We start from the raw sequence: 22,591 nt of genomic DNA on the forward strand, positions 1-22,591 counted from the left end.
TGTTTGTTACGCTTCGGGGAAGCCCCGGAGCAAGTACGAGCGCACGGCCCCCAACAGGCCGTTCAGGATCAACCCCAGCAGCGAGATCGTGATCAGCGGCACGAACATGTCCACGGCCTGAAACGTTCGGGCCGCCGTCACCAGGGAGTGCCCCAGTCCGTCCGTCGACGTGATCATCTCGGCCAGAAACACCACGATGCAGGAAATGACAAGGCCGATCCGGCATCCGGTCAGGATCGACGGCATCGCGGCCGGCAGCACCACTTTGAAGAGGACTTCATAGCGCTGGGTTCCTGCCGCCATGGCTGACCAAATCAGCTTCTGCTCGACGGTCGATGCACCGTAGTAGGTCGAGAGCAGAATGGGAAAGAGCGCGTCCGCGGCTACCAATGTGATCTTCGATCCGTGGCCGAACCCGAGCAAGAGCAGGAGCGCCGGATAGAGCGCGACCTTGGGCAACGGCGCCAATACACGGACGATCGGACGGACCACGGCGTCGATCGCGGGACTGGCGGCAGCCGCGATACCGATGCTCACGCCAAGCACGACCGCAATCGAAAATCCGGCAAACAGCCGCATCAGCGTTGCCGCGATCTCCTGCTGAAAGGCGAACGTCACGAGCTGTTGAAGGAGCCGGCCGAAGACGAAGCCCGGTGGCGGCAGCAAGACCGCGGGCGCAAAGCCGAATGACACCAAGCCCTGCCACACCGCGATCACCAGCACGATCGGGGCGATTCCGAGAACGACGTTCGGGGAGAGAAAGCGCGACATCATGAGAAGCTCAGCGGCATGTCGAACTGCGGCTCGGACCAACGCACGAGTCTGGCACGTACCTTTTCGAAGATCGCATCGAGGCAAATTCCCATTGCCCCGACGATGATGATCATCGCAAAGACGGTGTCGTATTGACCCATGTCGAGCGCATTGAACAGGATGTTGCCGGCCCCCGATTGACGGGCGATCATCTCGCTGGTGATCATCGTGATCAGCGCCAGCACCAATCCTGTGCGGCATCCGGTCAGGATTTCCGGCAGCGCCGCGGGCAGCACGATCCGTACCAGGCGTTGTGCGGGCAAAAGCCCCATCGCGGCACCCGACCATAGCATCTTCTCTTCGACGGCTTTGGCACCCTCGAAGCTGTGATAGATCACAGGGAGGCTGACGCCCAGAAAGATCACCAGTGTTTTGGTGATGTCCCCGACGCCCAGCCAAAGCATGATGATCGGCATCAAGGCAGCTTTGGGTACCGGATAGATCACCATCAGAAGTGGATTGAAGAAGGCTGCAACGCCGCGGCTGCGTCCCATCAACAGCCCCAGTGGAATCGAAACCAGCACCGCCACACCGAACCCGATCGCCATGCGGCGAAGCGAAGCGAGGATGTTGATCAGGGATTCCTTGTCGCCGAGAATGTCCGGAACTGCCCGGATCGCCTCGATCGCCGTCGGGAAGCTGTCGTTCTTCAGCGCGAGCGCGGCAAGCTGCCACACGGCCAGCAATCCGATGCAGGCCAGCACCGGAGCGGCCCGCCTGATCAAGGCAGCCTGCGCCATCATGAGACAGACCCGGCTTCGTCGCTCTCATCGAACATGCGCTCGATATCGACGACGTACTTCTGATAGCGCGGGTCGAGCAATAGCTCATTGCGGCGGCGTGGCCGCGGCAGATCAATGTCGATGACCTGCCGGATGCGGCCGGGCGATTTCGACATCATGACGACTTTGTCCGACAGGAAGACAGCCTCATCGACCGAATGAGTGACGAACAGCACCGTCTTGCGGTCACGCTCCCAGATGTTCAGAAGATCGTTCTGCAGGCGTGTCCGGGTGTGCGCGTCGAGCGCGCCGAACGGCTCGTCCATCAGAAGCACTTCGGGATGGTAGGCGAGCGTGCGCGCCAGCGCCACGCGCTGCTTCATGCCACCCGACAATTCCTTGGGGTAGAAATTCTCGTACCCCTTGAGGCCGACCATCTCGATCAAGGCCCGGCTCTGCGCTTCGGCCTCGGCGGCGTGCACCCCTTGCTGGCGCGGACCATACATCACATTGCCCAGCACGGTCTTCCAGGGAAACAGCGCGAACTCCTGAAACACCGGTCCGCGATCCGGACCTGGCCCTGCGATCGCATGTCCCTTGATCGTCGCTGTGCCGCTGGTCGGGCGGACAAAACCACCGACGATATAGAGCAATGTCGACTTGCCGCAGCCGGACGGACCAAGGATGGAGACGAAGGCTCCCTCCTCGATCGTCAGCGAGATCTCCGATAGCGCCAAATGATCCTTGCGCGCCGAGGTCTGAAAGACCTGCGAGACGCGATCGATCTCGATGATTGCAGAAGCCGGCTCTTGTGATGTCACCGGTCTCACCCATTCGCTCGATCTCGCAGGCACCACCGTCATCCCGTCTCTCGTCTCACTCGCGCGAACATTCCTCGATAAACCTGCTGAACGTCTTCCGTCAGCGGCACAAGCTTAGCAAGAAGCCTGCCAGACAGGCGGCCGTTTTCGCACCCGTGGGGTGCGTCATTCGAACCACGGCCACTCTGCCGGGCCTTCATGCGTGACGGCGCCGCCCGGCGCCTGGCCGACCAGTCGCGCATATTTTGCGAGCGCACCTGCACGGTGACGCGGCGGGCGTTGATTCCAATTGCGTCGCCGCGCGGCGAGTTCCTGCTCGTCGAGCAGCACATCCATCCGCCGGTTTGCGGCATCAATCCGGATCCTGTCGCCGTCGCGAACCAGCGCCAGAGGACCGCCGACAAATGCTTCGGGGGCCACGTAGCCGATGCACATGCCGCGGGTCGCGCCGGAGAACCGGCCATCGGTGATCAGCGCCACCTTTTCGCCCATGCCCTGCCCGTAGATCAGAGCGGTGACGCCGAGCATCTCACGCATGCCGGGCCCGCCGACCGGCCCCTCGTTGCGGATCACGAGAACGTCGCCCGCCTTGTAAGTGCGATCCCGAACCGCTTTGACACAGCCCTCCTCGTCTTCGAACACGCGCGCCACGCCCTCGAAGAATTGACTCTTCAGGCCCGCGACCTTGATCACCGCACCGTCGGGGCAGAGATTCCCCTTCAGCACCGCCACGCCGCCGTCAGGCATGATCGGGGCACGAGACGCGTAAACCACCTCGCCGTCCGGCGCATTGGCCGCGCCGTATTCTTCAGCAAGCGTGCGGCCTGTGATGGTGATGCAACTGCCCTCGATGTGACCGCTCTGGATCAGCTCGCGGATCACGACCGCTGCGCCGCCGATGTCGTAGACATCCTTTGCCGTGTACTTGCCTCCGGGACGCAGATTCCCAATCAACGGCGTCCTGGCGAATACCTCGCCCACGTCATCGATCGTGAATGCAATGCCTGCCTCGTTCGCAATCGCCGGCAGATGCAGCGCAGCGTTGGTCGAGCCCCCCGTTGCCGCAACGATCGCCGCGCCGTTTTCCAGGGATTTCCGCGTCACGATGTCGCGCGGCAGCGGTCCGCCGCGCTCCAGCATCTCCATGATCAGGCGTCCAGCGCGGCGCGAAATCTGCGCACGCTCGGCATACACGCCGGGCACCATCGAGACGTTGGGAATGGTCAGCCCCATCGCCTCGGAGACCATTCCCATGGTGTTCGCGGTGAACTGGCCGGCGCACGCGCCGATCGTCGGCAAGCAGGCACGCTCGATCCGCTCGAGCGTGGCGCCGTCGATCTCGCCGGTCATGAAGCCGCCGACAGCCTCATAGGAGTCGAGCACTGTGAGCGTACGCCCATCCACGCGGCCCGGCAGTGAGCTGCCTCCATAGATGAAAATGGATGGTACGTTGCAGCGCACCATTCCCATCATCACGCCGGGAAGCGTCTTGTCGCATCCGCCGTATCCGATCAGCGCATCGTAGGCCAGCCCATGCACGACGGCCTCGATCGAGTCGGCGATCAGTTCACGCGAAAACAGCGAGAACTTCATTCCCTCGTGATTCATGCTGATACCATCGGAAACCGAGACGGTCGAGAACTCACGCGGTGTGCCGCCAGCTTCCTCGATTCCGGTTTTAGCAGCGGCCACCTGGAAGTCGTGGGTCATGTTGCAGGGCGTCTGCTCGCCCTTCATGCTGACGATGCCTACCATCGGCTTGGCAATCGCAGCGTCGTCGAGCCCCATGGCGCGCATGAATGCACGATGCGGGGCCCGGTCGAGCCCATCCGTCGTGACTCGTGAACGCAACTTCTTCATATCTGCATCTTCTTCATGCAGCGTCCCGGATGATCCGGGACGCCACGATCTTACGCTCGACAATTCCCCCGCTGCTATTGCAGCGGAGCGACGATCGTCTGATGCTTGAACTGTGCGACATCCAACTTGGGCAGCATTCCTGTCTCTGCATAGATGTCCAGCATCTTCTGGATCGCGGGGAAGTTTGGTGCTGCACCAGGATCACGACCGAAATCATTGTCCTTGAGCAGGTAGGTGTCGAGCACCGGAATGGGCGCCTTGAGCACCTCGGATACGACCTTCAAGGTCTCTTCACGGTTGGCCAGCGCCTTCTTCATGCCCGACGTGATGTCACGGACGTAGGCCTTCACCAACTCGGGGTTCTTGTCCACGAAATCGGCACGGCACGCTTCCAGAATGTGCACGATGTTCGGCATCGCCTGGGACAGCGAAAACAGCTTCCTTGTGCCGCCCTTTGCCTCCGCGCGCGCGGCAAACGGCTGGTTCATGTTGACCGCATCGACGCGGCCCTGGCGGAGCGCATCTTCGGAGACGGCAAAGCCGACCTCGACCAGCTTGATGTCCTTGGCCGGATCGACGCCATTCTGCTTCAGAAGCAGGTTGAACGGCCCTTGCGTGCCGCCACCGATCACGGAAATGCCGACCGTCTTGCCCTTGAGATCGGCGATTGTCTTGATGGGCGAGTTATCCATGACCGCCCAGTAGACCGAGAAACCGCCAGGCTTCTCGAAGACGTGCTGCGCCACGATGTAGGCCTTGAGATTGCCGCCGACCACGCCGTTGGCGAGCGATAGCGGCGCCTGCGTCGCGCAATCCAGCGCACCGGCTGCAAGGGCCTGCGTCATCGGCGCGGTGCCCTGGAATTGGGTCCATTCGATATTGTAGGCCTTACCAATATTGGGAAATTCGGTTGGCCTGCGCATCATCCAGTACTTGGATTCCTCTGCCGGGATCGTCCAGCCGACGCGGATCGTCTGCTGCCCCCATGACGGGCCTGCCCCCGCGCTCACGGCTGCAGCCGCTCCCAGAGCCAGGACCCACTTCGAAACGGTTCGCATCGTGCCACTCCGCTGCTCCGGCGCCGACCGGCGCTCCCAACCCGACCGCCTCAAATGTTTCATGGTTCAAACAATCAGGCAAGCCATGCAAGCCAGGCGGTTTTGCCGTCCGATGCGCAATGTATGGTAAAGCGGCGTCGCATTGCGACAGAAGGAGGCAACCTATGGCTGATGAGAGCAAGGCAAACCCGCAAGCCACCGAGAGGCTCGGCTACCTGGGCCTTGGACTCATGGGAACGCCGATGAGCCGACGCCTGCTCAAGGCCGGCTATCGGGTTGCGGTCTGGAACCGGTCGGAGGGCAAGGTGGCTCCGCTCGCCGAGGCCGGCGCCAAGCGCGCGGTCACGCCTCGTGATCTCCTGGCAAACTCGGACATCGTCTTCATGTGCGTGACCGATGCGGCGGCGGTCGAGAAGGTGATCTTCGGACCAGAGGGTCTGGCAGCGGCGCCTGGCGCAGGCAAGCTTGTCGTCGATTTCTCGTCGATCCATCCTGACGCCGCGCGCGACCTTGCGGCGCGACTGAAAAACGCAAACGGCGCGCGCTGGATCGATGCGCCAGTGTCCGGGGGCACCAAGGGCGCCGAGGAAGGCACACTCGCCATCATGGCGGGCGGAGAAGCTGGCGACATCGAGAGGGTGCGGCCTTATGTGCTGACCATGGCGCGCAGGTTCACTCACATGGGCCCAATCGGCGCCGGCCAGACCACAAAGCTGTGTAACCAGGTGATCGTCGGATGCGCAATGGCGGTGCTCGCGGAAGCAACGCGCCTTGCCGTGAACGCCGGGATTGACGCGAACCGATTGCCGGAAGCGCTCGCCGGCGGCTTTGCGGATTCCATTCCGCTCCAGCTGTTCGTGCCGCGGATGGTGCAGGGCATTCACACCCCGCCGCTCGGCCACATCGCCACGATGCTCAAGGATCTCGATACGGTCGCCGATGTCGCACAGGCGACGTCGACGCCGGTGCCGATGGCCTCGCTTGCCGGACAGCTTTTCAGGCTGGCCAAGGCCGCTCGCGGCGCGGAAGCGGACGCGCTGGAGATCTACAGGCTTTCAGCGGCAGAGCGCGAGGCTGTCTAGGGCGACCTGAAGCGCGTTACGGCGCCTTCTTGCGTTCATCGTCGGCCATGAAGCGGCCGAACGCCCCTTGCGCGAAGAGCAGCGGCTCCTTCGCATTGTAGGCGTAGGCCTCGACCGCCCCGAGAAAGATCACGTGATCGCCGCCATAGTAGCGATTCACGGAGCGGCATTGGAAGTTGGCAACGCTCTCGCCGAGTACTGGCGCGTTGCCGAGGCCAGGGGTCCAGTCCACGCCCGTGAACTTGTCGTCCGACGATCTTGCGAACTTGTTCGCAAGCGCCTGTTGCGAAGCGCCGAGGACGTTGACGGTGAAATGGCTGGCGTTCTGGAAGATGGTCAGACTTGAGGAATAGACGACGAGGCTCCACAGAACCAACGGCGGATTCAGCGAGACCGACGCGAACGAATTGCATGTCAGCCCGTAGGGCTTGCCGTCAGGCGCTGCCGCCGTGATGATCGTCACGCCCGTTGCATAGGTTCCGAGCGCGTTGCGAAAGTCGCGAGGATCGATCTGAGAGTTGTCGCTCGCGAACTCGTTGGCGGGATCGGGAGCGCGGGGCTGCTTCGGCAGATCATTCATCGGCCGACCTCACAGCGTGAGATTCTCGGACGGCAGGCCGAGCGCCACCCGTCCATAGTTGGTCCCGGCCGCATCGAAGTTGAACGCGAGATGTGAATTGATCGCGTGCGCATCACGGAACTGCCGCTGCAACACGCCGCTCGTGAACAGACCGCGCGCGCCGCTCGCGGCAAACAGCATCGAGACTGCGTCCGTGCACAAGTTCACTGAAAAAGATCCGTCGCGCCGATATCTGGTCTTGGTCGCCATGTCAGGGATGTGACCGCGCCGCGCGTGCTCCATGGCTTCGAGGCAGGCCGACCGCATGATCAGGCGTGCGGCGTCGATCTTCGCCGAGGCCTCCGCAATCTTGATCTGCGTGCTTTGAAAATCACTCAGCTTGGCGCGGTTGTAGGTTGAAATTCGATGACGTGCGACCTCCGTATAATCGTCGAGACACGCCTGCGCATTTCCCAGCGCGACACCGGAGAGGACGTACGGGAACAGCGAGAACACGGGAAGCGCATACAGCGGATTCGGATTGACCTTGCTTCCCGGCGTCGGACCACCGGCAAGGTCCCCGACGGCGACCGTCATATGGTCAGCCACGAAGGCGTCCCTGACCTCCACGTCGCAAGATCCCGTCCCGCGTAGCCCGGCGACATTCCAGGTGTCCAGCACCTTATAATCGCCTTTCGGCAGCAGAAAGATTCGATACTCGATGCCATCAGCCTCGTCGTCGGAGTAGACCACGCTTGCAAGCATGTTCCATCCGCAGGAGGCAACGCCGGAGGAGAATGGCCAGCTACCATGCAGCTGGTATCCGCCCGCGACCCGCGTGGCGCGTCCGGCTGGAAAAATGAACGAGGATGCGATCAGCGCATCCGGATCACGGCCCCAGACCAGATCCTGCGCCTTCTGCTCGAACATGCCGAGCATCCAGTGATGGCTCGCCAGATTGGCGAGATTCCAGGCCACCGACGCATCCGCCTGCCCGAGCAGCTCAGCGCAATCGACGAGGGCGACATAGTCGAGCTCAGCGCCGCCGATCCGGGCCGGCTGAAGCATCCGGAACAGGCCGGCGTCGTGGAGATCCCTTTCGGTTTCCGTCGGAAGATGCCGCAGTTCCTCAGTCCGCGCCGCCCGCTCGCGAAGTCGCGGCAGAAGTGCCCGGCCCTTCGCAATCATCGACGTATAGACCTCTCCACGGGCTTGCTGGCCTGTGGGCTGGGTCATGCTCGGCTCCTGGCCAGGTGCCATTCGTGTCCCTCGCTTTCACACATTTATGCGGCGGGACCTTCGTCAAATCAAGCCGAGGGAATGAGTCAAGCCGACGTTGGAGGCTTGACCGAGCCGAAGGCGCCCTTCTCGGCAAAATTCGCGATCCGACGTTCGTCGTAGCCGAGCGTATCATCCAGGACCTGCTTCGTATGCTCGCCCAACAGAGGTGCCGCAACGGGATCAATCGCGCCGGTCAGGCTCATGGTGATCGGCGGCTCGATATTCGGCACCCATTCCGCTGTAGGGTGCGGAATCCGGTTCAAGCGATGACGCTCGCGAGCCTCGGGCGCATTGAACCCCTCCTCGACCGTCCGGAGATAGCCGACCGGGATATTGGCCGCCTTCATCTTCGCCATCCAGTTTTCGAGAGTATCGCTTGCAAAGACTTCCGCAATGGCAGCCCGCAAGAGCTCCTTGTTCTCCGAACGGGCTTTGCGCGTGGCAAACTGCGGATCGGTGATGAGATCAGGCCGATTCAACACTTCGACCACGAGCCGGCGGTAGAGCCGGTCGTTGGCGCAGGCCATGTAGAACGGCCCGTCGGAGGCTTCGTAGACGCCGACGGTGGGAGACCCGCTGGGCGAATTGCCGAACCGGCCGGGGTTTTCGCCATTGATGAGATAGGCCATGCCATAGAAGCCGGTCAGCCCCATCGCGATGTCGAACAGGGCGACTTCGACGTGCTGGCCGCGGCCGAGCCGATCGCGGGCCAGCAGAGCCAGCAGGATGGCATTGCAGGCAGACATCCCCGTCGCCATGTCCACGATGGGCGGACCGGTACGAACCGCCGGGCCGTCGGCAAATCCGTTGAGCGACATGAAGCCGCTTTCCGCCTGCGTGATGGGATCGAAGCCGGGCCGCGCGGCGAACGGTCCGGTGCGACCGTAGGCGGAGATCGAGCAATAGACCAGCCGCGGGTTGAGCGGCGCGACCGACTCATAGTCTAGCCCGAACTTCTTCATCACCCCGCTCGAAAAATTCTCCACGACCACATCTGCCTTGCGGATCAGATCCAGCGCGATCTCTCGGGCCGCCGGCACGGCAAGGTCGAGCGCAATGCCGCGCTTGTTGCGGTTCAGGCTGAGATAGGCGGCGCTTTCGCCGCCAATCTCGGCGTGCTCATAGGCGCGCGTGTCGTCGCCACCCTCGGGATTCTCGATCTTGATGACGTGCGCGCCAAAATCGGCGAGCGTCTGGGTGCAGGCCGGGCCGGCGACCACACGCGTGAAATCGACGACCAAAAGACCATCGAGCGCAGTCGGCCCTCCCGTCCCTCGTGACGAACGTACCGGCAGTTGAGGCTTGGTGGGCATCGATAGCGCTCCCTTATCGGCTTGTGGCCGCCGAATTTCTCGCAGGAACAAACTTAAAGCCCGGCGCCGCCAGCTTCGCAAGTGCTTCACCCGCATCGCTTCAATACGCAAAAAGGACCCGGCAGCCCCCAAGCTGCCGGATCCTCGGACATTTCAGGCATACGAAGTCGCGCTACAACTCGTACCGGCCGTTCAACGCTATAGGAGGCACGTTCCGTGCGGTGGGAAACCCTGCTCAACGAAGCCACTTTCGCCAATAGAGCGTATGCGCCCAGGCCCAGGGCGCCTCGGGCTCGAAGAGCCGATAGCCCGCCTGGATGAAGTTGTTCGCAGATACGGGATTGTCCGTCGTATCAGAGACGATGCTGTCCCATCCGATACGCCTTCCGCTCGCCTCCGCCACACGCATCAATCTTCGCTGAAGGCCGCGTCCCCAATGCCGTTGCAGCACGCCAACTCTGGAGAAATAGCCGCCATTTCTTACGTGCGTGGATGGAACGACGCCGGCAAAAGCGACCGCATCATCACCGTGATAGGCCAACCACCACGCGCCCAATTCGAATTGCGGCATGGCGGCCGAATCGAGGAATGTCGACTGATGCAGATCGGACAATGCATCGGCGATGTCGTCGTCGGATGCATCGACAATGCGAATTCTGTACATGGGATGGCCGTCCGCAAGGAATAACGTGACTGCTGGTGCAGCGCTGTCGCCGCCGTGAAGGTTCACTTGCCCAGCACGACCTTGACACCAAGCCAGACGGCCCCCATCAGGCCGCTGGCGATCACCGTGATCACGGCTTTGAAGGTGTAGCTCTGCGCCTGCTCCACGCTCTTTCGCCACCTCCGCAGGTGCTGGAAATCAGCCCTCAGCTCCCTTCGGTCATCATCTTCGATTCCAAAAGAGGCCAGCACCGACGCCACCGCCTTCAATACGATTGCATCAACGCTTTCCTGCTGGAGCTTGTGCTGCTCAGCCAGGGTTTCGGTAACAATGGCCCCGATTTCGTCGTCTGGCATCTTCACCGCTTGATGATCCTTGCAACATTCTCGAAGCCGCGCTTGGCGAAATAAAACGAGACCACAAGATTGGCTGTGATTGCCGCAAAGCCCGCCAGAGCGTCCGTCGAGCCAAGTCCAAGGACCTTGTCCCAGACCAGGAGCTTTGCGAAATAGAGCGCCACGCAATAGCCCATCAGCTTGTCCGGCTCGTACCAGTGCCCGATCTCGGCGATGCGGTACTGCATGACGGCGTTGGCTTCCGCCGTCTGCGACGCGATCTCGCTCGCCGCGAGATCTGCCGCGATTTTGCTATCAACATTGCCGGCCTTGAGCTTGGCCTGGTAGGCGTCGATCAGTCCCTTGATGACCGGACCGCCGAGGAAACTGAGGATGGTCATCCACATCCTAGAGCGTCCGGCGCCGTGCGATTTCGGTCAACACGCCAGCGGTCGCAACCGCGAGCAGCATCTTGAACGCAGATCTTGCGTCCATGCTCGTGAGCTGCGTGAAATCGTAGCCGGAAAACGCCGCGATCAGGCCGGCGCCGAGCACTCCCAGGATGTACTGAATGCGCGCCCACAGGATCGTCACGGAATCCTTGAACCAGACCTTGACCTTATCGAACGACGTGGTCATGACTTCCTCCTGAAGATGGCGTTGAAGATGTTGGCGATAAATGCTCCGATGGAGCCCTTGGAGGGGTTGGCGACAGAAGGAGGCCGGTGCGGTGCTTGCGGCACCGACGGCGCGGCCTTGGTGCCCGTGAATTCAATCGTGGGATCGGTCGCCATCATCGAGAGCAGCATCGCCACGCAGCCGAGCTGCTGGTCGACGTGGTTCGGATCGTACCGCCCATCGGCGACATATTTTCCGGACTTGTATTGATTGGTACCCGCCCACAGGTACGGGCTCGGAATGCCTTTGCTGGCGTAGCCAAGACCATTGTACATCTCCAGCGCGATCAGAACGCCGGCAAGAGACCAGTCTTTGCGCTTCGCAAGATGCGGGTGGCAGTTGAGCAGCGCGTCGATCGCCGCCTCTTCCCACGAATTGAACGGACCTCGGCCCGCCGGCACGTGGACCGAGACCTTGTTCCAGGGATCACCTTGGGCCAACGAGCGGCCCCAATTCTGAGACGATTCCCGCTGGTGGATGACGGCCATCACGGCCCACGGGACGCCGGTCTCTGCCTCGACGGCCTGGTAGCGCTTCTTGGCCGCCACAAGCGATTTGGCGACGCTGTCGCTCAGCGTCTTCCGGGTGGGCTTGGCTTGCTGCCAGCGCCGTAGGTTCGCCCGAGTGAGGGCGTCGAAGTCTACCATGAATGCTCCAATGAAAAGGCCGCCCGAAGGCGGCCTAGTTAGGCGGCGACGATGCGCCCCTTTATTGCGAATAGATCCGACGGATCGTATCGCCTGAATTGCTCGGCTATCTCTAGATCGGGCGGTGGCTCACCAGCCACCGAGCTTTCTTCCAGGATCGTGAAGCCGGCTTCCCTAAACATCCGCACATAGTCACTATGACGGAGTCGATTTACATACTGCTTACCGCTATTGAACGGGCACCACTCCTTATCCGAGTAGCGCAGGAAGTTTAAACGCGAAATTGACTTGTCCGACCGAGCATAGTGATCGCTGTAGTCGATCGAGTGCGTCGTGATGCCATTTGTGACCGACCGCAACCCCTTGAGGAGAGCCGCAAGTTGGTCAGCCGGCACATGTTCAAGAACTTCATTCGAACAGGAGCAATCAACTTGCGTCCCATCATCGATCACATGGTACGGAGCGCGGTACTCGATGCCGTATTCTGCGAGAGCGTCCCAGCTATCGATCCTGCCGCCCAGACGGGCCGCCGCGTGTTGGATCAGATCCAGTTTCGCCAGCCGCTCAACATCGCAGGCGATGACCTTCCGCACTCCTAGTGCTCGGAGCGCCAACGGCACCGCCAAATCTCGGCCAGCACCGATCTCCATAGCCGAAGTCGGGGCAGAGCCAAGTACCGCGCTGTAGTCGGCAACGACACGCCTCGCGATACCAGCTAGAGCGTCAAGTGTCACATTCTTCCGCGGCCAATTCCTCGTCACATGCCGCTGCAAGAAGTAATGAGCGCGAGTCCCGCCAGGGAGCTCTAGCGCTCGGAACGCCAACGCTTTGAGACGCCAATCCATGGTTTCTTTTAACTCGCGAAGCAGCTTAAATGCAACCGGAAGCCGACCTTAGATGATCCGCAGCAACTTGTTAGAGATGATCGTCGGCTGACAGCGTGAAAACGCCGTGCTGGAGCCGCCCTGCGCAGTGCCGGTAAAGGTCGGTTGGGTAAAATTGGTGTTCATGACCACACCACCGCCAGAATTTGAAATTGTGGTGATAATATTCTGTGAACCGCCGGTCCCTCCAACACTGATCTGACTGAATTGGAAATTGGATGCACCGCCTATGTTCGTACCAGACGGCGTATAAGGTGGAAGATTCGAGGTTTGTAGCTGATACGACTCGGTAGCGCCGGCATTGCCGAGGATCGCGCCGCTTACACCGAGCCCGACGCTAGTCAGGCGGGAGGCTGCGGACCCTCCCATATCATCCTTGCCGGCGGTGACACGGCCTCGCAGGTCAGGAACATTGAACGTGGTCGATCCATCTCCGCTTCCATAGGCCGTGCTAACCATTGAGAACAGCGTCGAATACGTCGTTCGCGAGATCGCCTGCCCATACATCAGCACGAACGAGCTGTTCGGAGCGGTCGATCCCCAGAAATCAATGCTGCCGCCGATCGGGATGGAGTATGGGTTGGCAAAGAACCCATGAAGATAGAACGCTGCATCGCTCGCATTGTAAAGCGCGGCATAAGGCGTGCCCTGCACCAGAACGCCAGCAGGCAATTCAACAGAGGGCGCCGACCAAAGCGGCTTTGCACCAAGACCGTCTACATTGAGCGTCACGGTCGCTCCATTCGTCGCATGCGGCGTGAACGCGATCACTTGACCGTTCAGCTGCGAGACCGACTGAAACACCTGATAGGTATTGGCCGCATAGGCCGTGCTGGTGCCGGTCGTCACGATCGCACCAGCGACGTCATCACGGTACTTGGCAATCGCCGCCATCATCGCGCGCGCCGAGTCGTTGACACTGGAAGGGGCCTGCCCCTCCGACCAGTTGATCGTCGAATCTGCCGTGGCGTCGGCCGACGCCGTTTGAGACCATTTGTAGAGAGTCATCCTGTATCCTTGATGTGGAGTGCGATGCCGTGGCTCGCGATCGCCTGGTTCGATGAGTCGCTGCTGCCGTCAGTCCGGCGTTTTCGTCTCTCGGCTGTGGAGCTCGAGGTACTGGGCGCAGCGACACGACGGTGCCCGGGCTGTCAGGAGGTTGCGGATCACGCCTGCGGGGACGCCGGGGCTTTCGCTTGCGATCCGGGCCACGCGCGCGTCGATGATCCCGTCGATTTCGGCTCGCAGCTCCTCAATGCGATCTTCGATCCTGGTCACGCGTTGCAGCTTGGTTGCCATTGGTCTTTTCGTCCTTTGTTTCGGCCTGAAATGCCGCCAGCTTCTGGCGAACGGAGGCGGCATCGTTCTGTGCACGTCGGAGCGCGCGTTCGCGCTGTGCCTCGTGTGAGGCGAGATGAACCTGGATGTCATAGGGTAATGCGGCGAACCGTTGCTTGAACGGTCCCGGCCAAGATCGAGGCGGCGGGATGGCCGCAATCGCATTCATCGCGCTGGCCGCCGGACCTCCCAGCGTAGGATCCGCCAAGCCGAGGGCGACGTGCATCCGCGATATGTCCTGTACCGCCGGCCAGAGCCGGTCCATGCCGAGCGCCGCACAGTCGGTCACAAAGCGCGCCACCGACGCAGGCGTCGCCGGACAGGCCGACACACTGTTCAGCTCACACCATCTGACGAACATCGGCGCGTCGCGCAGGCGCGCCTGCGCAAGCGCCGTCAGCAGCGGATGGGTCATCGCTTGGCCTTGCGCAGTGCCTCATGGAGGCTGCCCATGCGTCGGCGCAGATCGACGAGCTGAACACGCTTTCGCAAGCTGTGGGGGCTGGAATCAATATCGCCACCCAATTCGGCATCGAACCTCTCGAGCGCGGCCACGCGCTTCTTCAACCCATAGAGCGCGAAGTTCTCCGCGATCCGCTCCGCTGACATTGGCTCGCCGTAGAGATTGCCGGTGATGGACTCGGCGCGTTCGATGAAGTTTCGATTATCTTCGCTCATGGTGTGCTTTCCTGCCGCGAATTCGATTGATCGGATACGGTGAGACGACTGCGGCTTCTAGAAGGGGAAGAATATTGGTGGCGCGAGGCGCCGCTCCGGCCTGTTCGCCCCGCCTATGGGCCGATCGGGAGGAGGTCGAGATTGACCATTCCTGGCGCGGAACGGGGGCATCCTTCATCGGAGGAGCAAACGGATTTGGATCCACGTACAGCTCATTCCTGTCTCGGGTTGTGGGCGACAACCCGGGCGGGAGCTCGATCGGGTCGGAAGGCCCTACGCCCTCCATTCTGTCGCGGAAGTTTTTGGCGTGTGCGCGGAGGTACCTGACCACGTCTCCGAGGATATCCGCCGGATCATTGACTTGTCCCTGCGAACTCCTGAACGATTTGATGTAGCCGTCCAGATCATCGGCCCGGGCCTGCCAGTCCTTCTGGACGCCATCCGGATAGTAGGACCGATTGCCTTCCAGCAGATCGCCCAGTTGCTTGCGAACGGCATCGTAAATACGCGGACGGTCCGCCTCCGCGATCGTCGTCTCGTAATCCGGGGGAGGCAGATACTGTTGCTCGATGGTAGCCATGACGAACTCCTGTCGAATCATGCCGAAGCGATCCCGCGACCAACAAAGGATCGCAGAATGATTCGGCTGACGAATAAGGGGGAAAGACGGGGCTGGCGGCGCGCCCGGGCGCCGAACTAATTGAAGTCCGAGAACTGCAGATACAGAAGCCCTAAGGGCAGATTTTCAACGTATTCGTTTCTCTTGCGAGCTTGCCCTTCGTAGATCCAAAGGCGAAGCAATGGCTCGGTAAGCTCCTTTGAAACCAGGCGATCGCCACCGAAAAAATAGCAACAACCGTCGCTGCGGCTGCGGCCGCCGTCGGCAAAGACCGTCACCTTGTGGGACCACCCTGAACGCTCAACGTGGAACGATATCGTCAGATCCGATTTTGTCAGCTCGATCGTGCAACGTTGCCCGTACCGACATTCTTTCGCGATCCCCACTTCGTTGGACGCGCCTGTCGCGCCTCTGGCGACGTCCGCCCTCGTCGTACCGTCGAAGGCATAGGAAACGGTGTAGTCTCCAGCAATCGCACAAGACGGCAGCTCAAGAGCTGTCACGATGACGGCCACAGCCAAAGCCCGATTCAGCAACCATATCCAGCTTGGCCGAAACATCCTGTAACTATCCCCCCGCGAACTCGAGAGCTTGATTTGCTGCCGCCGCCACCAATACCCAAATGAGCTCGGTCGCAAGGGAGGCTTTGCCAAACCAACTCGCCTCACCTGAGCATCTAGTCCTGCTCTAAGCCGTACGGGGGGCTCAAATTTGGCGATTAACCTCCATAGAACAAACAAAGAACAATGTCAATGTGGAATCGACGAAGGCCTCCACTTATTCTCCACGCGTTCTCCGGGCCTTATAAAGAGCGACCGCGTCATTGAGATTTCCGGTGTTTGAAAGCCGCGCGCTCAACGTCCTCAAGTCATGCTGGTTAAGTTCACCCCGGCTTGTCGCCATACCAGGCCGTTGCACCGGTGGAACAGCCTTTGCCGAAACGGCGTCCCTCGCCTTCATCATCAGTCTGTATTTTCCGGCGTCGTCCTGAAGCCCGCGGAAGATGATCAGCCCATCCCCAGGCGTCTCGATCTTGTCGCTGAACAGCTTGAAGCCGTGGCCGAGGCGAAGGCTTGCGATCTTGGCTTCGATCAGACGTTTCGAGGACTGCGCCAGCGTGCGCTGCGCCTCGCGAATGCAGACCGCGAGCGTGCCGCGCTCGGCCTGGCAGGTCTCGACCAGGAGTTCGCCGAAGAAATGCGATTTCCCCGAGCCGCGCCCGCCGTAAACGCCCTTGTAGCGCGCAGGCTTCAGCAGAGGCTCGAAGATCTTGGCCGTCGGAATTTTCAGGATGGACAATGGATGCGCTCACCCTAGGGCAGGCCGGTGCGCCTGCGCAACATTGCGGACCAGTCTTCGTCGTCTGGAGTTTCAGGTCGCCCTTGCCGAGCTTGATTGACACCAGCGAGAACGCCGCCTCCGGAAGCCGAAGGCCAAGAGCGCTCATCCGCGAGATGGTGTTTACGCCGCGGCGGGTGCCGATTTCGAGGAACGTTGCTCGAAATTCAGCGACACCATCATTGCGTTCGCCAGGAAATCGATCATTACGGCCTCGAACAAGTGCGAGGTCTTCCGCACTCGGGTTCAGCTTCCCGACACCGTCAGGATCGGCGCCGATTGCACATTGCAGCCGGCTTCAGACAAGGACGCCGTCAGCGTACAGAATGTGGATACCACTCCAGACCGCGAGAACCTGATGTTCAAGAAGATCGACGACAAGACCGTCATCCTCTGGATCATCAAGGACCGGCACTTCACCGGCGAGGGCCGAAAGCTGTCCTATTGCAGCGACCAGGTGCAGCGCGCCTATGCCGGGCAGCGCCGGGCCGGCAAGCAAACCAGGCGCTAAGGATCGCCGAAACGAAAAACCCGCGGCGGATTGCTTCCGCGCGGGCTGAAATCAAACTATTTCGATGATGCTATTCTGCCAGCGTTTTGCCCGACGTGTCAAACGATCAATCCGAATCTCAATTCGAGATGCGCGGTAGAGCAAGCATCGCGCGCAGTGCCGCGTCCGCCATAGACGCCCTTGTAGCGCGCGTCCTCGGCAACCGCTCGAGGATCCTGGCCGTCGGAATTTTCAGGATGGACCGCCAACGTCGAAAGACCGAAAATGATGCCTAGGGACAGGACAAGTGTATAAGTCCTAGGCTGACAAGGAAGTATGTTGGAAGCACGCATACGATTGAAGCGACCGTCGAGAAATTATTGATCGCAGCGCTCGCCTCAAGAATTGGCTCGATGTCCATGATCGATCTCCGTGGACGAATTTCTCCCGCGCTTGGCTCGTGCAATCAGCGGCTCTGCCAATACCGATTTTTCTTCTGTCAGATCGGCGGGATCGCGTCGTCGGCCGCGATAGCAGCGCCAGCGGCTCTCGTTCATCCACATTGAGAGTCCCCTCGCAACGTCGGACGGTCTTCCTTGAATCACGAACAATATCGACGATCCAGGGGCCGCACTTGTGCAGAATTTGATGAAAGACGCCAATCCCGTCTCTGATGAGGTTTGATCGTTGCCCCCTCGCCCTCAAGCCTTGGGACCAGCATCGCCATCGACGGCCTCTTCCGGGCGCACGATGATGCGCTCGACCCGGTGGACCGTTTCCAGGGTGCCCTCTTCGCCGCTCTCGATCGGCTGCGCCGACTTGCCCCAGCCGCGATCGAGAATGGCGTTGGCTGCCGAGAGGCGCACGGCCGGCGTCGCATCGTCGCTGCGCATGACGCCGACGAGAACCTTCAGGGCCGTCCTGGTGTGGCTGCGCGCCAGCGAGCGGATTTCGGTCAGCGCGCGCGCCCTGGACCTTGCCTTCGTCGCCGGCGGCCGGGACGGCTCGCTTGCGAGCCCGCATTCGACCTCCTCACTCACGACAACATCTCCCACAGCACGATTGCGACGAGGCCCGCGAGCGCGAGCGATATCAGATAGGCGGTCATCATCCCTCCCGGAGAAGAAAATGCGCGGCAGATCGCGTCAGGCGAAGCGCGATCGTTTCGGGCGCGAACCCTATCTCCGTGTCTGCCGGAGACCGCAGCGGCGCGGGCAATTGGCCCTGCGCCGCGGGCCGGCACGTTCGCGCGTGCACGGCCAGCAATGGTTCGGACGGCGGCACGCCGATCGGCGCTCCAAGTTTGACGAGTGCGTGGCCGCAATGCGCCACCGCCGTCCGATTCCGAAATCGAGAACGAAAAAACCCGCGGCGGATTGCTCCGCGCGGGTGAACCAAACTCGTTTCGATGATGGCATTCTGCCAGTGTTTTGCCCGACGTGTCAAACGAACTTACGGGCCCGACGAGAGTTGGCCGATCAGGAGGATCGGCCAATGACACTTAAGACGACGTCACGAGAGACATCGCGAAACCTGCGCGGAGTCAAGCTGCGCATCGACGAGCCGCGCATCGACAAGGCGCGCAACGCGCAAAAACCGATCATTGAAGACGCGAGACAAAGGAGAGATCGCGCAGCCTCGTGCGCGGCGATGGCGGCACCATCAACCTTCCCACGAAACCCGGCGATTTTTTGAAGGACGATTAGGCGCGGGCCGGCGGGCGGCGCGCATCTCGATGATGCCAACATACCGGTGTTTTGCCCGACGTGTCAACGCGGCGAGCGTGGAAGAAGGGTCGCTCCTCCCAGCTCTATATGTGGTTCGCAAGGGACTTGCTTCAAGTCCCCGCCCTTGCCGTAGAACCCCGACCCAAGGAACATCCAAAGCAACCAGCCGAGGGTCACAACATGCCTGTCCTGCTTCCGAAGTCGCGATCGCGCGTGCGCTTCCAGAGCGCCGCCGCGCCCCGCAGGCGCGACCATGCCGTCGTGATCGCCGGCGGCGGTCCAACCGGCTTGATGCTGGCCGCAGAGCTCGCGCTCGTGCAGGTCGACGTTGCCGTCGTCGAACGACGCCCGAACCAGGCGCTGGTCGAGACGCGCGCCGGCGGATTGCATGCGCGCAGCATCGAGATCCTCGATCAGCGCGGCGTTGCGGACCGCTTCCTGCGCGAAGGACAAATCACCCAGCTTGCAGGCTTTGCATGGACGCGACTCGATATCAGCGACCTTCCCACCCGACACGCATACGGGCTCGCGCTACGACAGAACCACATCGAGCGCATCCTGGCCGACTGGGTCGCGGAGCTCGCGGTCCCGATCTATCGCAATAGCGCAGTGACGAGCTTCTCGCAGGACGAGACCGGCGTCGACGTCATCCAGTCCGACGGTGGCACGCTGCGCGCAAAATATCTCGTCGGCTGCGATGGCGGTCGCAGCGTCGTGCGCAAGGCCGCCGGCATCGAATTCGCCGGCTTCGATCCGACGCTCAGCAATCTCGTGGCCGAGGTCGATATGCGCGACGAGCCCACCTTGGGCCTCCGTCACGATGCGCTCGGCTTTCACGGCCTCAGCAAGACGGAGAGCGGGCGCGTGCTGGTCGTCCTGACGGAAGCGACGCTCGCGCGCACCGGCGCGCCCACCTTGCGCGATCTCGGCGATGCGCTGATCGCCGTGTACGGTACCGACTTCGGACTCCAAAATCCCGCCTGGATATCCCGCTTCACCGATGCGGCACGGCAGGCCGTGTCCTATCGCAAAGGCCGCGTGCTGCTCGCCGGCGATGCCGCGCATGTCCATCACTCCGTCGGCGGGCAAGGCCTCAACACCGGCCTGCAGGACGCCGTCAATCTCGGCTGGAAGCTGGCGCTGGTCGTCAAGGGCATTTCGCCCGACAGCCTGCTCGACAGCTATCACGCCGAGCGCCATCCCGTCGCCGCGCGCGTCCTGCGCAACACCATGGCGCAGATCGCCCTGCTCCGCCGCGGCGACGACGGCCGCAAGGCCGCACGCGACGTCGTCTCGGAGCTGCTCGGCATGGATGAGCCGCGCAAGCGCTTTGGCGCGATGATGAGCGGCCTCGATATCCGCTATGATCTCGGCGAAGGCCACGCGCTGCTCGGGAGGCGCATGCCTGATCTCTATCTGACCGTCGACGGACAGAAGCTGAGACTATTCACGCTTCTGCACGGCGCACGCGGCGTGCTGCTCAATTTCGGCAAGTCCAGTGCCGTCGACATCACACACTGGGCAGATCACATCGAGATGGTCAATGCCGAGTGCGACAGCGCATGGGAACTTCCGGCCATCGGACCGGTCGCCGCACCAAGCGCGGTGCTGGTGCGGCCCGATGGCCATGTGGCCTGGGTGGGAGACGAGAGCCGATATGGACTGGAGGGCGCATTGACGAAGTGGTTCGGAGCAGCCGCTACGTAGCGCACGAACGTCGCAGCTCTTCAAAATATGAACGCCCGCGGCATCCCGCGGGCTTGATCCAAACTCCTTGGATGATGCCATTCTGCCAGTGTTTTGCCCGACGTGTCAAACGATCGATCTCGAGCAATGAACCTGACCGCAAGTACCGACCGGAAGTCGCTCGTCGACATCAGTGTCTGAACTCATCAATACAGCAAAACACCAGCAGCCATCCAAAAACATCAGAATTCCTGTAGCGGACCGCAATCCGCTCGCTCGCACTTGCCCAGATCGTGTCGCCGTCCTTCACCACGTTTCGGTGCTCGATCAGATACACGGAAAGTCCTGCCACCTTGTCGAACAACGCCGGAAGCGCGAGCTTACCGGTCACGAACTCGATCTCTCGGCCGACGAAGGTGGACAGTCCCATCGTGATCGCACCGATCTTCGCACCTGACCGGAACGGAAGAATGTCGACCCATAGCCTGAAGGGGTAGTCGGGATATGGAGCGAACGACCAGGACGACCTACCGTCTACGTCGCCCAACTCCGGATGTCGGACGTGAAGGACCTTGGCGACTGCTGACATGTCCGGCGTCACCGGCTTATTCAATAGGACCAAAGCGACAGGCGATTTACTCATCAACTACCCGCAGAAAATTCCAGCGTGAGGCTCCGGCTCTTCGCTCACTCCGGCTCTTCGCTTAAAGGTCGGTACATAGGCACTCATTAGAGAGAACATGGTCAACCGTTGCGTCTCGCGCAAGCGAGCGCACGATGGCTCTAGGTCTCGGACTGATGCAGCAATCGAAGCGAAGACGCGTGTGCTGAGCACCAAGTGTGGGGTGGAGGTCGAGCAGGACGCCATACCGCGAGCGCGTTCGACAATAGCGGGCATTCGCCATGACGGGCCGAACGCCTTCAATCAATTCCCGGCTTCAATCCGGCCCCAATGTTCAAAAGTGAACTCAGGAATTGCGACGCAGCAAGGTGAGTAAGTGGCTCAAACGGCTGGACTTGCGCCTGAAAATTTAATCCGCGCAACATATCAAATGATGTGACTCGCCGCCGCCAGAGGCATAAGGTCGACCGATCATCGCAGGGCCCGTGGCATTCATCGGTGATGAGAACGCCAGTTGCGCTCCCGCCCACCTCCAACGAGGAGCAGCGCCATGCTGAAGCGGCGTCGTTTCAAACAGAGCACGACACTGAACGAAAGACTCGCGGACGAGGCCGCTCGCTGCCGCGAGGAGGCGCGCACGTTGGCGCCGGGGCATCGCCGCGAGATGTTGCTGCGCCAGGCGCGGCAGGACGAGACGGCCATCCAGATCGAGGCCTGGCTGCGTTCGCCCGGCCTGAGGGCGCCGACATGACGCAGCAATATCGCGCTTATCTCGTCGGCGAGAACGGTGTCTTCCGCTCCGCCGAAGCGTTCGAAGCCCCGTCCGATTCCTCCGCCTTGACCTACGCGCGGCAGTTCACGCGTCACGGCAAAGTCGAGCTTTGGCAGCTCGGCCGAAAGATCGCCGTGCTGGAGTCCGAGCAGTCCCGGCCGCCGCTTCCCGAGCGATCCCGACCGACACTGACGCGTCAATGATCGCGTGAGCGCGATCGCGACGTGAGATCTTCGATCTCGACGTAGAACGTCACCTGCATGACGGGACCGCCGGCGTCGCGAACGTTGATCACCATCTCCTGCCGGTCACCGGTGAGCGGCGCGGAGAGCACCGCATCGCGCGCCATTTCGGCGACCGACCTGGCGGCCTCGGCCTGAACCGCGCGTGCCCGGACGATTCCAGTCCTTCCTCGTCCAGCGCAATTCCGTTGTCATCGCGAAGGTCGGAGTCATATCGGGGCATTGCGGCATCCTTTGCCGCAACAGCTCAGGGAGCGAACAAAGGTTTCCAGCCGGACGGAGGAATTCCGTCGATATCAACGGGGTCCGGGAACGCGGCACGGAGCCGCGATCCGGGCGGTGTGCGCGAGCTTACTCCTGCG

General features: G+C 61.6%; 29 protein-coding genes and 1 pseudogene. 6 read left to right on the plus strand and 24 right to left on the minus strand.

What is annotated here, in order from left to right:
* Positions 1–6: 6 nt before the first annotated feature.
* The 5 genes from IC50_RS13420 to IC50_RS13440 form a co-directional block, all read right to left on the minus strand.
* The gene (locus tag IC50_RS13420) at positions 7–774 is read right to left on the minus strand and encodes an ABC transporter permease (protein WP_035705015.1); all 768 of its coding nucleotides are present in this window, start codon (positions 772–774) and stop codon (positions 7–9) included.
* Positions 771–1,556 carry an ABC transporter permease gene (locus IC50_RS13425; protein ID WP_035705017.1) on the minus strand — a complete coding sequence of 262 codons (786 nt, stop codon included), beginning with the start codon at positions 1,554–1,556 and terminating at the stop codon, positions 771–773. Before IC50_RS13425 ends, IC50_RS13420 begins: the two co-directional genes overlap by 4 nt.
* Positions 1,553–2,398 (minus strand): ABC transporter ATP-binding protein, encoded by an 846-nt coding sequence (locus IC50_RS13430; RefSeq protein WP_050990981.1) that lies wholly within the window; start codon positions 2,396–2,398, stop codon positions 1,553–1,555. Before IC50_RS13430 ends, IC50_RS13425 begins: the two co-directional genes overlap by 4 nt.
* Before the next feature lie 123 nt (positions 2,399–2,521).
* Complete coding sequence (gene ilvD / locus IC50_RS13435; RefSeq protein WP_035705019.1) at positions 2,522–4,216, minus strand: dihydroxy-acid dehydratase; 1,695 nt, start codon at positions 4,214–4,216, stop codon at positions 2,522–2,524.
* A 74-nt stretch (positions 4,217–4,290) separates the two neighbouring features.
* A complete protein-coding gene (locus tag IC50_RS13440; RefSeq protein WP_035705135.1) occupies positions 4,291–5,274 on the minus strand; it encodes an ABC transporter substrate-binding protein in 984 nt (327 codons plus the stop codon).
* Between the two features lie 164 nt (positions 5,275–5,438).
* Between IC50_RS13440 and IC50_RS13445 the strand changes: the two genes are divergently transcribed.
* Positions 5,439–6,356, plus strand: coding sequence for an NAD(P)-dependent oxidoreductase (locus IC50_RS13445; protein ID WP_050990982.1), 918 nt, complete (start codon positions 5,439–5,441; stop codon positions 6,354–6,356).
* A 16-nt stretch (positions 6,357–6,372) separates the two neighbouring features.
* Here IC50_RS13445 and IC50_RS13450 read toward each other — a convergent pair whose 3' ends face one another.
* From IC50_RS13450 to IC50_RS44030, 16 genes and pseudogenes are all read right to left on the minus strand, one after another.
* On the minus strand, positions 6,373–6,936 hold the full coding sequence (locus IC50_RS13450) for a flavin reductase family protein (RefSeq protein WP_035705021.1): 564 nt from the start codon (positions 6,934–6,936) through the stop codon (positions 6,373–6,375).
* A gap of 9 nt (positions 6,937–6,945) precedes the next feature.
* The gene (locus tag IC50_RS13455; protein ID WP_193374117.1) at positions 6,946–8,151 is read right to left on the minus strand and encodes an acyl-CoA dehydrogenase family protein; all 1,206 of its coding nucleotides are present in this window, start codon (positions 8,149–8,151) and stop codon (positions 6,946–6,948) included.
* Positions 8,152–8,240: 89 nt separating this feature from the next.
* Positions 8,241–9,509, minus strand: coding sequence for a CaiB/BaiF CoA transferase family protein (locus IC50_RS13460; RefSeq protein ID WP_035705023.1), 1,269 nt, complete (start codon positions 9,507–9,509; stop codon positions 8,241–8,243).
* Positions 9,510–9,744: 235 nt separating this feature from the next.
* Positions 9,745–10,173 (minus strand): GNAT family N-acetyltransferase, encoded by a 429-nt coding sequence (locus IC50_RS13465; protein ID WP_035705024.1) that lies wholly within the window; start codon positions 10,171–10,173, stop codon positions 9,745–9,747.
* Positions 10,174–10,235: 62 nt separating this feature from the next.
* The gene (locus IC50_RS13470; RefSeq protein WP_035705026.1) at positions 10,236–10,535 is read right to left on the minus strand and encodes a hypothetical protein; all 300 of its coding nucleotides are present in this window, start codon (positions 10,533–10,535) and stop codon (positions 10,236–10,238) included.
* A complete protein-coding gene (locus tag IC50_RS41270; protein ID WP_035705028.1) occupies positions 10,532–10,915 on the minus strand; it encodes a hypothetical protein in 384 nt (127 codons plus the stop codon). Before IC50_RS41270 ends, IC50_RS13470 begins: the two co-directional genes overlap by 4 nt.
* A gap of 1 nt (position 10,916) precedes the next feature.
* Positions 10,917–11,147: a hypothetical protein gene (locus IC50_RS13480; protein WP_035705029.1), complete on the minus strand. Its 231-nt coding sequence runs from the start codon at positions 11,145–11,147 to the stop codon at positions 10,917–10,919.
* A complete protein-coding gene (locus tag IC50_RS13485; protein ID WP_035705031.1) occupies positions 11,144–11,833 on the minus strand; it encodes a hypothetical protein in 690 nt (229 codons plus the stop codon). The genes IC50_RS13480 and IC50_RS13485 overlap by 4 nt, the downstream gene beginning before the upstream one ends.
* A 38-nt stretch (positions 11,834–11,871) precedes the next feature.
* Complete coding sequence (locus tag IC50_RS13490; RefSeq protein ID WP_157460965.1) at positions 11,872–12,426, minus strand: hypothetical protein; 555 nt, start codon at positions 12,424–12,426, stop codon at positions 11,872–11,874.
* Between the two features lie 300 nt (positions 12,427–12,726).
* Positions 12,727–13,725: a tail fiber protein gene (locus tag IC50_RS13495; RefSeq protein WP_035705034.1), complete on the minus strand. Its 999-nt coding sequence runs from the start codon at positions 13,723–13,725 to the stop codon at positions 12,727–12,729.
* Between the two features lie 69 nt (positions 13,726–13,794).
* Positions 13,795–14,016: a hypothetical protein gene (locus tag IC50_RS13500; protein WP_035705037.1), complete on the minus strand. Its 222-nt coding sequence runs from the start codon at positions 14,014–14,016 to the stop codon at positions 13,795–13,797.
* Positions 13,970–14,470 (minus strand): hypothetical protein, encoded by a 501-nt coding sequence (locus IC50_RS13505; protein ID WP_035705039.1) that lies wholly within the window; start codon positions 14,468–14,470, stop codon positions 13,970–13,972. The genes IC50_RS13500 and IC50_RS13505 overlap by 47 nt, the downstream gene beginning before the upstream one ends.
* Complete coding sequence (locus IC50_RS13510; RefSeq protein WP_035705040.1) at positions 14,467–14,733, minus strand: hypothetical protein; 267 nt, start codon at positions 14,731–14,733, stop codon at positions 14,467–14,469. Before IC50_RS13510 ends, IC50_RS13505 begins: the two co-directional genes overlap by 4 nt.
* A complete protein-coding gene (locus IC50_RS13515; protein WP_157460967.1) occupies positions 14,720–15,313 on the minus strand; it encodes a hypothetical protein in 594 nt (197 codons plus the stop codon). Before IC50_RS13515 ends, IC50_RS13510 begins: the two co-directional genes overlap by 14 nt.
* 116 nt (positions 15,314–15,429) lie before the next feature.
* Positions 15,430–15,912, minus strand: a complete 483-nt coding sequence (locus IC50_RS13520; RefSeq protein WP_035705045.1) for a hypothetical protein — start codon at positions 15,910–15,912, stop codon at positions 15,430–15,432.
* 424 nt (positions 15,913–16,336) lie between these two features.
* Positions 16,337–16,651 (minus strand): annotated as a pseudogene (locus IC50_RS44030) (phage terminase large subunit); the annotation flags it as partial.
* Between the two features lie 397 nt (positions 16,652–17,048).
* Here IC50_RS44030 and IC50_RS13530 point away from each other — a divergent pair.
* Positions 17,049–17,201, plus strand: coding sequence for a hypothetical protein (locus IC50_RS13530; protein ID WP_157460969.1), 153 nt, complete (start codon positions 17,049–17,051; stop codon positions 17,199–17,201).
* 680 nt (positions 17,202–17,881) lie between these two features.
* Here the strand turns inward: IC50_RS13530 and IC50_RS13535 are convergent.
* Positions 17,882–18,220 (minus strand): hypothetical protein, encoded by a 339-nt coding sequence (locus IC50_RS13535; protein WP_035705051.1) that lies wholly within the window; start codon positions 18,218–18,220, stop codon positions 17,882–17,884.
* 88 nt (positions 18,221–18,308) lie between these two features.
* Here IC50_RS13535 and IC50_RS43080 point away from each other — a divergent pair, with 88 nt between their 5' ends.
* Both IC50_RS43080 and IC50_RS13540 read left to right on the plus strand, forming a co-directional pair.
* Positions 18,309–18,875, plus strand: coding sequence for a hypothetical protein (locus IC50_RS43080; protein ID WP_244429578.1), 567 nt, complete (start codon positions 18,309–18,311; stop codon positions 18,873–18,875).
* A 212-nt stretch (positions 18,876–19,087) separates the two neighbouring features.
* Positions 19,088–20,614, plus strand: a complete 1,527-nt coding sequence (locus tag IC50_RS13540; protein WP_035705054.1) for an FAD-dependent monooxygenase — start codon at positions 19,088–19,090, stop codon at positions 20,612–20,614.
* Positions 20,615–20,783: 169 nt separating this feature from the next.
* On the opposite strand, the gene IC50_RS13545 is transcribed toward IC50_RS13540, so the two are convergent.
* The gene (locus tag IC50_RS13545; RefSeq protein WP_244429579.1) at positions 20,784–21,182 is read right to left on the minus strand and encodes a DUF4261 domain-containing protein; all 399 of its coding nucleotides are present in this window, start codon (positions 21,180–21,182) and stop codon (positions 20,784–20,786) included.
* A 583-nt stretch (positions 21,183–21,765) separates the two neighbouring features.
* On the opposite strand from IC50_RS13545, the gene IC50_RS13550 reads away from it, so the two are divergent.
* Together IC50_RS13550 and IC50_RS13555 are read left to right on the plus strand one after the other, a co-directional pair.
* A complete protein-coding gene (locus IC50_RS13550; protein WP_035705060.1) occupies positions 21,766–21,966 on the plus strand; it encodes a hypothetical protein in 201 nt (66 codons plus the stop codon).
* Positions 21,963–22,190, plus strand: coding sequence for a hypothetical protein (locus IC50_RS13555; RefSeq protein ID WP_050990983.1), 228 nt, complete (start codon positions 21,963–21,965; stop codon positions 22,188–22,190). Before IC50_RS13550 ends, IC50_RS13555 begins: the two co-directional genes overlap by 4 nt.
* Here IC50_RS13555 and IC50_RS43885 read toward each other — a convergent pair.
* Positions 22,184–22,336: a hypothetical protein gene (locus IC50_RS43885; RefSeq protein ID WP_333938175.1), complete on the minus strand. Its 153-nt coding sequence runs from the start codon at positions 22,334–22,336 to the stop codon at positions 22,184–22,186. The two genes, IC50_RS13555 and IC50_RS43885, sit on opposite strands and share 7 nt — an antisense overlap.
* Between the last annotated feature and the right edge of the window lie 255 nt (positions 22,337–22,591).

Source organism: Bradyrhizobium genomosp. I (2014) (assembly GCF_000261685.1).
Classification (GTDB): domain Bacteria; phylum Pseudomonadota; class Alphaproteobacteria; order Rhizobiales; family Xanthobacteraceae; genus Bradyrhizobium.

What these genes read in the sequence shown, in the direction of transcription:
- IC50_RS13540 (WP_035705054.1), top strand. Translation starts at nt 19,088, where the DNA reads ATGCCTGTCCTGCTTCCGAAGTCGCGATCGCGCGTGCGCTTCCAGAGC.
- IC50_RS13430 (WP_050990981.1), bottom strand. Translation starts at nt 2,398, where the DNA reads ATGACGGTGGTGCCTGCGAGATCGAGCGAATGGGTGAGACCGGTGACA.
- IC50_RS13515 (WP_157460967.1), bottom strand. Translation starts at nt 15,313, where the DNA reads ATGGCTACCATCGAGCAACAGTATCTGCCTCCCCCGGATTACGAGACG.
- IC50_RS13445 (WP_050990982.1), top strand. Translation starts at nt 5,439, where the DNA reads ATGGCTGATGAGAGCAAGGCAAACCCGCAAGCCACCGAGAGGCTCGGC.
- IC50_RS13550 (WP_035705060.1), top strand. Translation starts at nt 21,766, where the DNA reads ATGCTGAAGCGGCGTCGTTTCAAACAGAGCACGACACTGAACGAAAGA.
- IC50_RS43080 (WP_244429578.1), top strand. Translation starts at nt 18,309, where the DNA reads ATGCGCGGCAGATCGCGTCAGGCGAAGCGCGATCGTTTCGGGCGCGAA.
- IC50_RS13555 (WP_050990983.1), top strand. Translation starts at nt 21,963, where the DNA reads ATGACGCAGCAATATCGCGCTTATCTCGTCGGCGAGAACGGTGTCTTC.
- IC50_RS13465 (WP_035705024.1), bottom strand. Translation starts at nt 10,173, where the DNA reads ATGTACAGAATTCGCATTGTCGATGCATCCGACGACGACATCGCCGAT.
- IC50_RS13485 (WP_035705031.1), bottom strand. Translation starts at nt 11,833, where the DNA reads ATGGTAGACTTCGACGCCCTCACTCGGGCGAACCTACGGCGCTGGCAG.
- IC50_RS13520 (WP_035705045.1), bottom strand. Translation starts at nt 15,912, where the DNA reads ATGTTTCGGCCAAGCTGGATATGGTTGCTGAATCGGGCTTTGGCTGTG.
- IC50_RS13450 (WP_035705021.1), bottom strand. Translation starts at nt 6,936, where the DNA reads ATGAATGATCTGCCGAAGCAGCCCCGCGCTCCCGATCCCGCCAACGAG.
- IC50_RS13420 (WP_035705015.1), bottom strand. Translation starts at nt 774, where the DNA reads ATGATGTCGCGCTTTCTCTCCCCGAACGTCGTTCTCGGAATCGCCCCG.
- IC50_RS41270 (WP_035705028.1), bottom strand. Translation starts at nt 10,915, where the DNA reads ATGTGGATGACCATCCTCAGTTTCCTCGGCGGTCCGGTCATCAAGGGA.
- IC50_RS13530 (WP_157460969.1), top strand. Translation starts at nt 17,049, where the DNA reads ATGTTCAAGAAGATCGACGACAAGACCGTCATCCTCTGGATCATCAAG.
- IC50_RS13480 (WP_035705029.1), bottom strand. Translation starts at nt 11,147, where the DNA reads ATGACCACGTCGTTCGATAAGGTCAAGGTCTGGTTCAAGGATTCCGTG.
- IC50_RS13425 (WP_035705017.1), bottom strand. Translation starts at nt 1,556, where the DNA reads ATGATGGCGCAGGCTGCCTTGATCAGGCGGGCCGCTCCGGTGCTGGCC.
- IC50_RS13460 (WP_035705023.1), bottom strand. Translation starts at nt 9,509, where the DNA reads ATGCCCACCAAGCCTCAACTGCCGGTACGTTCGTCACGAGGGACGGGA.
- IC50_RS13455 (WP_193374117.1), bottom strand. Translation starts at nt 8,151, where the DNA reads ATGACCCAGCCCACAGGCCAGCAAGCCCGTGGAGAGGTCTATACGTCG.
- IC50_RS13500 (WP_035705037.1), bottom strand. Translation starts at nt 14,016, where the DNA reads ATGGCAACCAAGCTGCAACGCGTGACCAGGATCGAAGATCGCATTGAG.
- IC50_RS13495 (WP_035705034.1), bottom strand. Translation starts at nt 13,725, where the DNA reads ATGACTCTCTACAAATGGTCTCAAACGGCGTCGGCCGACGCCACGGCA.
- IC50_RS13510 (WP_035705040.1), bottom strand. Translation starts at nt 14,733, where the DNA reads ATGAGCGAAGATAATCGAAACTTCATCGAACGCGCCGAGTCCATCACC.
- IC50_RS43885 (WP_333938175.1), bottom strand. Translation starts at nt 22,336, where the DNA reads ATGGCGCGCGATGCGGTGCTCTCCGCGCCGCTCACCGGTGACCGGCAG.
- IC50_RS13505 (WP_035705039.1), bottom strand. Translation starts at nt 14,470, where the DNA reads ATGACCCATCCGCTGCTGACGGCGCTTGCGCAGGCGCGCCTGCGCGAC.
- ilvD (WP_035705019.1), bottom strand. Translation starts at nt 4,216, where the DNA reads ATGAAGAAGTTGCGTTCACGAGTCACGACGGATGGGCTCGACCGGGCC.
- IC50_RS13545 (WP_244429579.1), bottom strand. Translation starts at nt 21,182, where the DNA reads ATGTCAGCAGTCGCCAAGGTCCTTCACGTCCGACATCCGGAGTTGGGC.
- IC50_RS13440 (WP_035705135.1), bottom strand. Translation starts at nt 5,274, where the DNA reads ATGCGAACCGTTTCGAAGTGGGTCCTGGCTCTGGGAGCGGCTGCAGCC.